The sequence below is a fragment of the Saccharomonospora marina XMU15 genome (assembly GCF_000244955.1).
Lineage (GTDB): Bacteria > Actinomycetota > Actinomycetes > Mycobacteriales > Pseudonocardiaceae > Saccharomonospora_A > Saccharomonospora_A marina.
Genome location: NZ_CM001439.1, coordinates 2747956 through 2760943, shown reverse-complemented (window position 1 = coordinate 2760943; position 12988 = coordinate 2747956). Strand labels below are relative to the sequence as shown.

10 protein-coding genes are annotated in these 12988 nt (G+C 70.0%); 9 read left to right on the top strand and 1 reads right to left on the bottom strand.

Going from position 1 to position 12988, the window contains the following annotated elements; translation table 11 throughout:
* The first annotated feature begins 99 nt into the window (after positions 1-99).
* The 3 genes from SACMADRAFT_RS13025 to SACMADRAFT_RS13020 all read left to right on the top strand — a co-directional run bounded on the left by SACMADRAFT_RS13025 (position 100) and on the right by SACMADRAFT_RS13020 (position 1853).
* Positions 100-696, top strand: coding sequence for a TetR/AcrR family transcriptional regulator (locus SACMADRAFT_RS13025; protein WP_009154288.1), 597 nt, complete (start codon positions 100-102; stop codon positions 694-696).
* 76 nt (positions 697-772) lie between these two features.
* On the top strand, positions 773-856 hold the full coding sequence (locus tag SACMADRAFT_RS31425; protein ID WP_390623322.1) for a putative leader peptide: 84 nt from the start codon (positions 773-775) through the stop codon (positions 854-856).
* 67 nt (positions 857-923) lie between these two features.
* Positions 924-1853 carry a sulfite exporter TauE/SafE family protein gene (locus tag SACMADRAFT_RS13020; RefSeq protein WP_009154287.1) on the top strand — a complete coding sequence of 310 codons (930 nt, stop codon included), beginning with the start codon at positions 924-926 and terminating at the stop codon, positions 1851-1853.
* A 6-nt stretch (positions 1854-1859) separates the two neighbouring features.
* Here SACMADRAFT_RS13020 and SACMADRAFT_RS13015 read toward each other — a convergent pair whose 3' ends face one another.
* Complete coding sequence (locus SACMADRAFT_RS13015; protein ID WP_009154286.1) at positions 1860-7358, bottom strand: ATP-binding protein; 5499 nt, start codon at positions 7356-7358, stop codon at positions 1860-1862.
* A gap of 237 nt (positions 7359-7595) precedes the next feature.
* On the opposite strand from SACMADRAFT_RS13015, the gene SACMADRAFT_RS13010 reads away from it, so the two are divergent.
* From SACMADRAFT_RS13010 to SACMADRAFT_RS30395, 6 genes are all read left to right on the top strand, one after another.
* Positions 7596-8387, top strand: a complete 792-nt coding sequence (locus SACMADRAFT_RS13010) for an IclR family transcriptional regulator (RefSeq protein ID WP_009154285.1) — start codon at positions 7596-7598, stop codon at positions 8385-8387.
* Positions 8388-8469: 82 nt separating this feature from the next.
* Positions 8470-9558 (top strand): ABC transporter substrate-binding protein, encoded by a 1089-nt coding sequence (locus SACMADRAFT_RS13005; RefSeq protein WP_009154284.1) that lies wholly within the window; start codon positions 8470-8472, stop codon positions 9556-9558.
* A gap of 14 nt (positions 9559-9572) precedes the next feature.
* Positions 9573-10418, top strand: coding sequence for an ABC transporter ATP-binding protein (locus SACMADRAFT_RS13000; protein WP_009154283.1), 846 nt, complete (start codon positions 9573-9575; stop codon positions 10416-10418).
* On the top strand, positions 10415-11209 hold the full coding sequence (locus SACMADRAFT_RS12995; RefSeq protein WP_009154282.1) for an ABC transporter permease: 795 nt from the start codon (positions 10415-10417) through the stop codon (positions 11207-11209). The genes SACMADRAFT_RS13000 and SACMADRAFT_RS12995 overlap by 4 nt, the downstream gene beginning before the upstream one ends.
* Positions 11210-11247: 38 nt before the next feature.
* Complete coding sequence (locus tag SACMADRAFT_RS12990; protein ID WP_009154281.1) at positions 11248-12537, top strand: FAD-dependent oxidoreductase; 1290 nt, start codon at positions 11248-11250, stop codon at positions 12535-12537.
* 155 nt (positions 12538-12692) lie between these two features.
* Positions 12693-12863, top strand: coding sequence for a hypothetical protein (locus tag SACMADRAFT_RS30395; RefSeq protein WP_198285973.1), 171 nt, complete (start codon positions 12693-12695; stop codon positions 12861-12863).
* Positions 12864-12988: the final 125 nt, after the last annotated feature.

Here is a 12988-nt window from a genome sequence, read left to right as displayed (position 1 = left end):
ACCCGATCGCCGCGTGACTTCAAGCCAAACGCCGCCTGCGGGAGCACGTGGCTACCCCACCAACTTGGCAACGGCTAGATCCGCCGTAGGATGCCGGACATGGCACAGCAGCGCGGCTACCACCACGGGGACCTTCGTCGTGCCGTACTCGACGCCGCGATAGAGGTGATCAGCACAGCCGGGCCCGCCGCGGTGAGCCTGCGCGACCTGGCACGCCGGGCCGGGGTGTCCCATGCCGCGCCGGCGCACCACTTCAGGGACAAGGCCGGTCTGCTCACCGCGATCGCGGTGGAGGGAAACGAGTTGCTCGCCGCGGCGCTGTCCGGACCGCCCGCTGGCGAGGCGCCCGGGCTGAAGGAACTCGGTGTCCGGTACGTGCGGTTCGCGCTCGATCATCCCGCGCATTTCGAGGTGATGTATCGCCCCGACCTCTACCACAGCGACGCTGTCGAGCTGGTCGCGGCCAGGCGGCGCGCGGCGGACCTGCTCAGGCGCGCCGTCGGCGGGCTCGGTGCGGACGCCGGTGGTGGCGACACCGACCTCGCGGTGCTCGCGGCATGGTCGCTCGCGCACGGCTTCGCGACGCTGTGGCGCGGGGGCAACATCGACCATCTCGTGGGTGGGGCGGGACCTGCCGAGGCTTTCCGGGAGGTCGCCTCCACCGCCTTCGGAGGTCGCACCGGGCGCGACCCGTAGGCCGCGATCGGCAGGGACCGCCCCACGATGTGGGAGCGGTGGACCGCTGATCGCCCTGCTGCGAGGATCGGCGATCATGAGCGGTCCCACGACAGCGCTGGTGCAGCGCCGCCACATCGACCTGCTCCGGGTCAGCTCCGCGCTGTGCCCCCTCGGCTGAAGCGAACACATCCCCGTCGCTGTCCTGCCGCGACCAACGGCGCGGCACACCGAAGCCGAGGTATCCCATGCTCACCCTGCTGTTGTTCGGTCTCGCCGGTTTCCTCGCCCAGCTCGTCGACGGCTCGCTCGGCATGGCGTTCGGGGTCACCGCCACCACCACACTGGTCGCCACCGGAACCGCACCCGCCGTCGCGTCGGCGGCCATCCACCTCGCCGAGGTCGGCACCTCACTGGCCTCGGGAGCCGCGCACTGGCGGCTGCGCAACATCGACTGGCGCACGGTGGGCATCCTGGCCCTGCCAGGAGCGGTGGGTGCCGTGCTCGGCGCCTACGTACTCACCACCCTGTCCACCGAGTCGGCGTCGGTGTGGATCGCCACCATCCTGCTGCTGCTCGGGCTCTACGTGCTGATCCGCTTCGCCTTCCTTCGGCTCGGCAAGTTCATCACCAGCAAGCGGCCCGGCGCCCGCTTCCTCGGGCCGCTCGGCCTGCTGGCCGGGTTCATCGACGCCAGCGGTGGCGGCGGTTGGGGGCCCGTGGCCACGACCACGCTGCTCTCCTCGGGCAGGCTGGAGCCCAGGAAGGTGGTCGGCTCCGTCGACACCAGCGAGTTCATCGTCGCGCTGGCGGCGAGCGCCGGGTTCTTCTTCGCGCTGTCCACGCGGCACCAGCTCAACTACACGGTGGTGGCGGGCCTCATGATCGGTGGTGTCGTCGCCGCACCGCTGGCGGCCTGGCTCGTGCGCAGGCTCCCGCCCAGGGTGCTGGGCGCGGCGGCGGGCGGGATGATCGTGCTCACCAACGCGCGCACGCTGTTGAGCGCCACCGGTGCGGGCACCGCCGTCACCACGGCGGCGGTGTCGGCGATCGGTGTGCTGTGGGCCGTGGGGCTGACCACCGCGATCCGCTCGGTGCGCCAGGAACGCCGTGTCAACGCCCTGGCGGGCGAGAGCGGCCCGCCGAGCGGGCGTGGCGCCCGGTCCGCGCGTGCCTGACCGGCGTCACACCCCGAGCCCGCGTTCCACCGCGGCGATCAGCTCGGGCCGCAGCGCGCCGGGCGGGATCACCGCGTCCACCGAACCCACCCGCACGGCGCGCTGGATGCTGTGCACCCGGTCGAACTCGGCTGCCACCTCTCCCAGCTTCTCGGCACGCACAGCCGCACGCACGTCGGCGAGGCGGGTGATCAGCTCGGCGCGTCGCGCACCCTGCGCATCGGCCAGTTCGGCCTGCAGGCCGCGCACCCGCTCGTCGCTCGCGGTGCGGGTATCGACCTCGCCCGCGAACACCACCGCCGCCGCGGGGGCCCCACCGATCACCGACGCGTAGGAGCCGTCGACCGCCAGCACCGTCATGTTCGGGTTGAGCGCCTTGGAGAACACCACGAACGCCCCGCCGTGGTAGCGGGAGATCACGCAGAACACGATCGGGCCCGAAAAGTTCACGACAGCCCTGCCGATCTCGGCGCCGTACTCGAGCTGCAGCTTGCGCATCGACTCGGGCGAGCCGTCGAAGCCCGAAAGGTTGGCCAACACCACGAGCGGCCGGTTACCGCTCGCCGCGTTGATGGCGCGCGCCACCTTCTTCGACGACCGGGGGAAAAGCGTGCCCGCCGTGTAGGTGTCCGGGCCGTCGGTGGGCGGGAAGCCGCGTCGTGGCACCGACCGCGACTCGATCCCGACCAGGCACACCGGCCGGCCGCCGAGCTTGACGTCCTGCACCACGGCGGTCTCGGCGTCGGCCATGCCTGCCCAGCGTTCGAGCACCGGGTGGTCGGCGTCGGCGACGGCGCGCATCACGGTGCGGATGTCGAACGCCTTCTTGCGGTCGGGGTTGGCCTCGGTCGAGAAGATCTCCCCGACCGTGGTGAAGTCGCTGCCGACCACGTTGTGCGGGTAATCGCTGATGTCGCGGTCGACGGGGTCGGTCGTCTCGGCTCGCCGCGGCCCCGGCTCACCGGGCACCACGTAGCTGTGGTCGTAGTGCGCCATCAGCACGTCGCGCGCCCCCGCCAGGTCGGGCGCCCAGTACTGCGCCTGCCCGTTGGGCCCCATGACGCGGTCGTATCCGCCGATGCCGAAGTTGTCCTCCGCCGAGACCCCGCCGGAGAAGTCCAGTGACTGCTTTCCGGTCAGCACCATCGCCGAGTCCGGTGTCATCACCAGGATTCCCTTGGTGTGCATCAGCATCGTGGCCTCGGCGTTCCAGTACGGCTGCGCGCCGACGTTGATACCGGCCACCACCACGTTGATCTCGCCGCCGTGCTGGGTGAACTCCACGATGCGCTTCAGCACGGCCGCGATCCAGTCCATGTTCTCGGTGCCCGAATCCATCGAGATCCGCGCCCCCGCCGACAGCGCGAACCACTCGAGCGGAACGCGCATCCGCTGCGCGAGGTCCAGGGCCGCGATCACCCGCAGGCACTCCGGTTCCGACAGCGCGCCGAGCGCCTTGGTGGGGTCACCGAGCAGCGCGACGCGGGTGATGCCTTCGGGATACCTCGGCGTCGGTGTTGTCACCACGCCCGCCACGACGGCGGCCTTGTTGAGCCCCTTCGGCCGGTCCACCGGCACCAGTGCGCCGGTGTCGTCGAGGTCGTACTCCTGGAACGTGCCGTCGGCACCGGCGAGCACGTCGAGCAGTTCGTAGGGGTAGACCGTGCCGCGACGGCTCGCCCTGAGCACCTTCTGGCCGTAGTCGTCCAGCGGTTCGATCGGCTCGCTCGACGGCTGCCCCATGCGTACCCGCACCCCGGAGCCGGCGTGGTAGGAGATGCGCACGGCCACGTCCCGCAACTCGCCGCTGGCATGATCGCGCTGCCGACCGAGGAACTGCACCTCCTCCAGTCCCGCGCCTGCGGTGCTCGGCACGACGCGACCGGCGACGGCGCGCAGGTCCTCCATGGTCAGTTCGCTGGGAGGCCACACGTAGATGAACACGCGGTTGGTGTCGAACCGCTTCTTGGCAGGCCTGCGCGCCTGCACCTTCCGGATCGCGTCGAGGCAGGCGTCCAGGGCTCCTTCCACGGCGGGCAGCGCGTGCACGTTGCCGTCGCTGTCGCGCAGCGGGGTCAGGTCACGCACCTGGCCCATCGCGACGAGCCGCTCGTCGGAGGGGTTGTTCGCGGCGACGCAACGGAACAGGTAGACGTCCTCGTCCGCGGACGGCAGCCGGGTGAGGTCGAACTGGCTGAGCCTGCGCAGTTGCAGCCGCTGCGCGACGAGCGGGTGCAGGCCACGGATCAACCTGTCCTCGGTCAGTCCGGTTTCGCCGGGGCGGAAGGTGAAGTGGTGGTGCATGGCCGCGCCGCTGCGACCGGCGACGGTCGTGGTGATGCGCCGGAGACGGCCGGGCAGCGGCGTCTGCTCCAGCACCGTCAGCAGCTTGTCCGACATCGTGTCGTCGTCATCGGGTTGCTGCGGCCACGTCAGGTAGACGTCGGCGACGAGCGCGGCGCCGTCGCCTTCGGCATCGGCCACGCCCGCGACGGCGCGCAACGCCTCGGGCAGCCCCGAGAAGTCCGCGGCGGTCGCGACAAGCCGCAGCCTGCTGCCGTCGAGGTCGTACTCTGCCGTCACGCACGCGCACCCGTCATGGGTGGCGGTGCGCATGTTCTCCAGCGTGCGTTCGCGGTAGTACCGCCTGCTCATCACCTCCAGCAGCGGGGCGAGGTCGGCCCCGGGCCTGCCGATGCGCTGCCCGAGTACCCGTACCAGCGGTTCCGGGCTGGCGACCATCTCGGCGACGCGCTCGTCGCGGTCGGCGGCGTCCGGGTGCTCGTCCAGGTAGCGCAGGTGCTGGCGCACCCTGGCGTAGATCTCCGCGCGGTTGCGGCGCAGCATGGGCTGGGCGAACCAGCGAAACACCAGGCTGCGGGCGAGGTCGCCGACCGAGGGGAAGCGCAGCTGGGTGGCCGTGATCAGGTGTTCCAGCGCGCGCCCGACGGTCTCTCGCCAGCCGTTTCCCGGCGGCGGCTCGGTGAGCCACTGCCGCAGCAGGGTGGTGATCACCGCGACGTCGGAACCAGCGCGCTGCTGCGCGAGGAAGATGCGGAACACCGCTTCCTCCAGCTCCGCGCAGCGTTGCAGGTCGTCGACACCGTAGTGGCCCAGCGCCCTGGCCAGCCGCTGCTGGAACGTCTCCGACAACCCGGCGCGCTCCACGTCGAGGCTTTGCAGGTAGGTGTGGAAGTACTCACGCGGGCTGTGCACCCGGGTGTCGGCCGTGGTCTCCTCCCCCGCGGGCCGGTTGCGGCTGAGTTCGGACAGGTCCGCGAACACGTGCAGCAACGCGACCTCGTCGCCGATCAACCGTTCGCGGTCGGCGCCCGGCTCCGCCCGTGCGGCGAGGTAGTCCGACAGCGCCCTGCCCTCGTCGTGCGGGTCGACGTCGAAGCCGAGCAGCCTGCTGCGCAACTCGGTCAGCGCGCGGCGTGCGCGCTCGTGCGGCATGCCAGCTTCGGGTTCGGGTGGCAGCTGCAGATCGATCCGTTGCCCGGCTGCGGCCGCCTGCTCGGCGCCGTCCGTTTCCAGCGGTTCCAGCCGCAGCAGCGGCGCGCCGGTCTCGACCTGGCTGCCGACCGACACCGGCCGCTCCCGCAGCACCGCCCGAAACGGTGCCCGCAGCACCGTCTCCATCTTCATGCTCTCCAGCACCAGTACCGGCGCCCCGGATTCGACCTCGGTGCCGACCTCCACCGGGGTGGCCACCACCAGCGCGGGCGCGGGTGAGCGCACCACCCCGCCCTCGTCACGGCTGACGCGGTGGGTGACGCCGTCCACCTCGACCACGTGGCTGGGCCCGTGAGTGCCGGTGACCAGGCTGAACCGCCTGCCGTGCACGAACAGTTGGGCGCGGTGCTCGTCGAAGCGTTCCAGCTCGACGTCGACGGGCCGGACCTCGCCGCCGTCGACGATCCCGACCCGGAACCGGCGGGGACCGGTGCGCGCCACCGTGACGCGGTACGCGACCCCACGCAGCTTCAGGTCGATGGCGGCACTGCCGGAGTGCCGCACCTGCGGGCGGCCGCCGTGGGCGGTGGACAGCAGGTGCTGCCGTTCGACGAGCTCGCCCTCCTCGTAGGCCTCGATCGCGGCCGCCGCGAGCGCCACCCCGCAGTGCCGGGTGGAGCTCAGCCGCCCCTGCCCGCGTACCCGGTCGATCCAGCCGGTGTCCGCCTCGGCTTGCACGACCTCGTCGGCGTTGAGCAGGTCGAGCAGGAAGCTCTTGTTCGTCGCGCCGCCCTCGATGAGCACCGTGGTCTCGGTGACGGCGCGCCGCAGCCTTGCCAGCGCCTCGTCGCGGCTGCGGCCGTAGGCGATGATCTTGGCGATCATCGAGTCGAAGTCGGCGGGGATCGTGTCGCCCTCGCCGACGCCGGTGTCGACCCGGATGCCGGGCCCCGCGGGCAGCTTCAGCAGACTGATCCGGCCGGGCGCGGGAGCGAAGTCGCGGTCGGGGTCCTCGGCGTTGAGCCTGGCCTCCACCGCGTGGCCTGCCTCGGCCGGTGGCTCGCCCTCCAGCTTGCCGCCCGCCGCGACGTGCAACTGGGCCTTGACCAGGTCCATCCCGGTGGTGGCCTCGGTGATCGGGTGCTCGACCTGCAGCCTGGTGTTGACTTCCAGGAACGCGAACAATCGCTCGCCGGGGTGGTACAGGAACTCCACGGTCGCGGCACCGCGGTAGCCGACGGCCAGCGCGAGCCGCTCGGCGGAGTCCTTCAGCTCCCGCGTCTGCTCGGGGCTCAGCAGCGGCGAGGCGGACTCCTCGATGATCTTCTGGTTGCGGCGCTGCACCGAGCAGTCGCGTACCCCCAGCGCCCACGCCGTGCCCTGCCCGTCGGCGATGACCTGCACCTCGACGTGCCTTGCTCCGGTGACCAGCCGTTCGAGGAACACCACGCCGCTGCCGAAGGCGCGTTGCGCCTCCTGGCTGGTGCGTTCGAAGGCATCGACCAGCTCCTCCTCGCCGGTCACCACCCGGATGCCGCGGCCGCCGCCGCCAGCGGTGGCCTTGAGCATGAGCGGGTAGCCGATCTCGCGCGCCGCCGAGAGCGCGGCCTGCTGGTCGGCGACCGCGCCCCTGCTCCACGGGGCGACCGGCACGCCGACCTCCTCGGCCAGCAGCTTCGCGCCGATCTTGTCGCCCAGCTTGCGCATCGCCTCCGGACTCGGCCCGACGAACGTCACACCGATCCGCTCGCACAGCTGCGCGAACGCGGGGTCCTCGGCGACGAAGCCCCACCCGACCCAGGCGGCGTCGGCCTCGGTCTCACGCAGCGCGCGCTCCAGTACGGCCAGGTCGAGGTACGGGCGGGCCGAGGCGGGGCCGAGACAGTAGGCGTGGTCGGCCTCCCGCACGAACGTGGCCGAGCTGTCGGCCTCGGTGTAGAGCGCGACGGTCTCCGGCCGCGCCCCGCCCTCGGCGCCGAGCTCCCGCACGGCATGGATCAGCCGCATCGCGGCCTCTCCCCGGTTCACGATGGCGACACGACTGAACACCGAAGACCTCACCAGCTCCCACGACGACATCCGAAAACAGACATGCGAAAGCGAGGCCAAGCCATGGGCAGGCCGCCGCCTCGACCCACCCCACTGTGTCGGTTACCGGCCGGTCCCGAAATGATCGCCACTCACCACGTCGCGGGAGCAAGCTTTGTAGGAAGTCACCAAACGCGGGCGCAGCCGCAGGTCATCGGCGGTTGCGCCGGATTCGGGTGCTCATCGAGACTCACCGGCATGTCAACCCAGCGCCGCTCCGTGCTGCGGCGGGCCCTGCGCATCCTCGACACCTTCTCCGATGCCGCCGACGGGCTGAGCCTGTCCGAGCTCAGCCGCCGCGCGGGCGTACCGCTGACCACCACCCACCGCATCGTGGGCGAACTGTACGAGTGGGGCGCGCTGGAACGAGACGACAACGGCAACTACCGCGTCGGGCTGCGGCTGTGGGAGATCGCCGCGCTGGCCCCGCGCTCGGTGGGGTTGCAGCGCATCGCACTGCCGTTCATGCAGGATCTCTACGAGACCACGCACCGTGGTGTGCATCTGGCGGTGCGCACCGACGACGAGGTGGTGTTCGTCGAGCGGTTCGTCAGTCCGGAGCGGGCGAGCGCGCGCCCGCGTGTCGGTGGCCGCTACGCGCTGCACGCCACCGCGGTGGGCCTGGTTTTGCTCGCCCACGCCCCCGTCGAGGTGCAGCAGGAGGTACTGAGCAGGCCGCTGGAGCCCTACACGCCACACACCTACTCCAGCGAGCGGGAGCTTCGTGAGGTGCTGGCCGACGTGCGGCGCAACGGCTACGCGGTCAGCGACCGGCAGATCGACCCGGAGTACGTGTCCGTCGCCGCCCCCATCTACGGCCGCGACGACACGGTGGTCGCCGCGCTGTCGCTGATCGTGCCGCACACCGAGTCGCACGGGCCCGGCCTCGGACACCTGGTGCAAGCCACCGCTCGAGGCATCTCCCGGGCGCTCGGGGCGACGAGACCGCCGCTGCCGCACCCGTCTTCCGATATCCGGAAAGGTGGGTAGCAGCACCCAACCCGTGGGGGCGAACCTCTGCCGTGCCGGTCACAGAGTGGTGATCGGCACGGCAGAGACAGGAGACAACATCGTGCCCAGCTACCCCCGGTCCCTTTCGGCACTGCCCCTTTCCGCGTTGTCGCGCAGGTCATTCCTCAAACGCTCCGCACTCGCCACGGCCGCCGTGGCCGCCGGTCCCACCCTGCTCACCGCGTGCGGCTCGGAGCCCGCGGGTGCAGGCGGTGAGGGCGAAGCGATCACGTTCCTCAGCTACCTGCCGTTGGAAACGCTGTCGATGGCGCCCGAACTGCTCGCGGTCGCGGGCGGTCATTTCGCCAAGCACGGGCTGGACGTGCAGTTGCAGCCGGTCAAGGGCTCCCCGCAGGCGATGCAGACCCTGCTGGCCGGCACCGGCCCGGTCACCAGGCTCGGGCAGATCGACGTGATGACGGCGGTGGCCGAGAGCGGGCAGCCACTGGTCAACATCGGCACGCTCACCCGCGGCTCGTCACTGCGGTTCATGTACAGCAAGAGTGATCCGCTGACCAAGCCGGAGGACTTCGTCGGCAAAACCATGGGGGTGCCCTCGGAGGGCGGCACCAGTTCCAAAGTGGTCTCGCTGGTGCTGGCGAACGCGGGCATCGACCCCGGTCGGGTTCGCAAGCAGGTCACCGGCCTGACGCCGGGCACGTTCAACCTGGTGCAGCAGGGCCGCATCGCCGGCTACGTCGTCAGCATCGACACCTCCAACATCGTGCTGTCGCAGCACGACGACGCCGGAGTGTTCGACCCGGGAACCGTCGTCAAGTCCGACTCGCAGGTCTACGTCGCCACCAAGGACGTGATCCAGTCCGATCCGGACATGTTGAAGGCGTTCCTGGCGGGCATCCACGACGCACTCGCCGCGGTGGTCGCCGACACCACGCTGGACGAGACGATCGCGAAGCTGCGGGAGCACTACTCGTTCGCCACCCTCGACGACAACAAGATCGCGAAACAGAGCCTGACCGTGATGCGGGACCTGTGGACCGGCGGCGATCCCTCGAAGCCGTTGCTCGTCACCGACGAGAACGCCTGGGTCGCCGGATACGAGGAGCTCACCGCGGCGGGCATCGCCAAGCCGGGCAAGGACGCCGCCTCCTGGTTCGACAACAGCCTGCTGCCCCAAACCAAATCGTGAGAAAGGTGAGTCTGATGTCCACACCGGACACCGAGACGACACGAGCGGTACCCGCGACGAGCGACGGTCACGTTCCGCCGAAGTTGGAGTTGGTGGGTGTTGACAAGGAGTTTCGGACACGGCGTGCGTATACGCATGCGTTGGCGGATATCAACCTGTCCATTTCCGATGGCGAGTTCGTGTCGGTGATCGGCCGCTCAGGCTGCGGCAAGACCACCCTGCTGCGGATGCTGGCCGGGCTGCTGGCCCCGACCACCGGACAGATCCTCATCGAGGGCCGCTCCCTGTGGAACGGCACCCGCGTGGACACCTCCGTGGTCTCCCAACTCGGCGTCGTGTTCCAAGAAGCCAACCTCTTCCCCTGGTACTCCGTCGCCGACAACATCGCCCTCCCCCTCAAACTCCGCGGCGACCCCAAAACCACCCGACACCACCGCGCCCACGAACTCGCCGAACTCGTCGGCCTCGCCGGATACGAAAAAGCCTACCCCCGCGAACTCTCCGGCGGCATGCGCCAACGCGTCGCCATCGCCCGCGCCCTGTCCACCCACCCCACCCTCCTCCTCATGGACGAACCCTTCGGCGCCCTCGACGCCCTCACCCGCGAACGCATGAACCTCGAACTCCAACGCATCACCCAAGCCGCCCACGCCACCGTCGTCTTCATCACCCACGACATCACCGAAGCCGTCTTCCTCGGCGACCGCGTCATCCAACTCACCCCCCGACCCGGCCGCATCGCCGACACCCAAACCATCCCCTTCCCCCGACCCCGCCACATCGACCTCCAAACCGAACCCGCCTTCGGCGCCATCGCCCGCCACCTCCGCCACGCCCTCGACGGCCAGGACCAACCATGACCAACCCACGCCTGACCAAACTCCTCCCCTGGATCACCACCCCCCTGCTCCTCCTCACCCTCTTCACCACCTGGGACCTCTTCGTCCGCCTCAACAACCTCTCCGAACTCGTCCTCCCCCGACCCCTCACCGTCCTCGCCACCCTCACCGACCTCGCCACCGACCCCCAAACCTGGCACCACGCCCAAATCACCGCCACCGAAACCCTCACCGGCTTCACCATCGCCCTCGCCACCGGCATCACCACCGGCGCCATCCTCGGCAAAATCCCCTGGATGGAACGCAGCCTCCGCCCCATCATCGTCGCCTCCCAAGTCATCCCCAAAGTCGCCCTCATCCCCCTGTTCGTCATCTGGTTCGGCTTCGGCATGACCTCCAAAATCATCATGGCCGCCATGCTCGCCTTCTTCCCCATCATGCTCAACGTCCAACTCGGCGTCCGCTCCGTCCAACCCGGCCAACACGACGTCATGAAAACCCTCAACGCCAACCGCTGGCAAACCTTCACCCACCTCGAACTCAAAAGCACCCTCCCCTACGTCTTCACCGGCATGGAAGTCGGCATCGTCTTCGCCATCATCGGCACCATCGTCGGCGAATACCTCGGCGGCAACGAAGGACTCGGCTACCTCATCGTCCGCACCCTCAACGAACTCAACGCCCCCGCCCTCTTCGCCGTCATCATCCTCCTCTCCACACTCGGCCTCACCCTCTACTTCCTCATCAACACCCTCAAACGCTTCTTCATCCCCTGGCACGAATCCGTCTACCAACACGACCTCAACGCCTGAGAAACCACACACACCAGACGTCCAAAAGGGACACGAATATGCCACATGAGCTCACCGAGCTGCGGGTCAACACCGTCACCAAGCCACCCGTTGGGTCCACGGAGGACCTCACGGCCGACGTCTGCGTCGTCGGGGCCGGTATCGCGGGGCTGTCCGCAGCCGTCGAGTCGCGCAACCTCGGCCGCTCCGTCGTACTCGTCGACGCGCTGCCCGTGCTCGGCGGGCAGTGCGTCAACTCGCTCATCGGCCTGTTCTGCGGCGTGTACGGCAACGGGCCCGGGTATCGGCAGCTCACCCACGGCATCTTCGACCCGATGTTCGAAGACCTCGGTAGCAGCGGTGACATCCATTTCAATCGAGGCCACACGATGACCGTGAGCTACGACGAGGTCGTGCTGGGCCGCTGGATCGAGAACCTGGTGCGGTCACTGGACATCCAGGTGGTGCTCGGCGGTTCGGTGCTCCAGGTCGGGACGGACGGCGGGAGACTCACCGACGCCACCTTCGCCACCAGGCACGGGACGGTTCGGGTACGGGCGAGTGGCTTCGTCGACGCCAGCGGCGACGCGGCACTGACGTGGGAGGCGGGACTGCCGTGCCGCGTCCCGGAGCGCACCATCTGGGGTTCACAGCAGATCCGCCTGGAGAACCTGCGGGAAGAACACAAACCCACCCACGCCGAGCTCACCGCCCGGGTGGCGGAGAAGGCCGAGCAGTACGGCCTGGTACGCCGCGACGGTCTCGCGTTCTTCTTCCCCGGCCGCGACACGGCGGTGATGAACATGACGCACGTCGAGGCGCCACTTCGGGCCGTGCCCGCCGCGCGGGCGCAGTTGGAGGGGCGCGCGCAGGCCGACCGCGTGGTGGAGTTCCTGCGCGCGGAGTTTCCCGAGGCCTTCGCCGACGCGAGGGTGCGGCTGTACGGCCTGCCCGGCCGCAGGCAGACCAGGTGGATCGCCTCGGAGCATCAGCTCACGGTGGACGAGGTGCGCACCGGGGTGCGCTTCGAGGACTCGGTGGCGCGCACCGCGTGGCCCATCGAGTTGCACGACCGGATCGAAGGGTATGTGTGGGAGACCTTCGACCCCGAGCACGTGCACTACGTTCCGCTGCGCAGTCTGACCCCCGTCGGCGCGGACAATCTGGTGGCGGCGGGCCGGTGCGTGGACGGGGACGCCGCCGCGCTCTCCAGCGTGCGGGTGATGGGACCGTGCGCCGCGATGGGCTTCGGCGCCGCGCACGCACTGGACCTGGCGGGCGAGTCAAGCGTGCGGGAGGTCGACCTCGCGAAGCTACGCGAGCGCCTCCACGACAACGTCGACAGCTGACCCACCCCGCGCGCGAGTCCCCCGTTCCCGTCGGCGAGTCCTGCACTCTCGCCCGCGGGTCCTGCACTCTCGCCCGCGAGTCCTGCACTCTCGCCCGCGGGTCCTGCGTTGGGGTTCGAAGGTATGCCGGGACGCCAACCGGGTAACCGTCGAACATGACGACTGCCCCGTTCGAACCGAACCCGCAACCGGAAGAGGAGATCGCCGCGGCCGACCCTGGCCGCGGCGCGCCGCGACCGGCGCCCGGATTCGGACCCACCAACGTGGAACCCGATCAGTCCGCCGAGCCGGACACCGGCGACGAAGCGGACCGAGACGCTCGTTGACGGTCAGGGTCGCCGGCTGGGCGACCCGCAGGTACACCAGCAGCGCAGCACCGCGGAGCTCGCGGGCAGGAACCCAAGGAGAACTCGCGGGCAGGAACGCAGAACTCGCCGGCAGGAACGGGAGA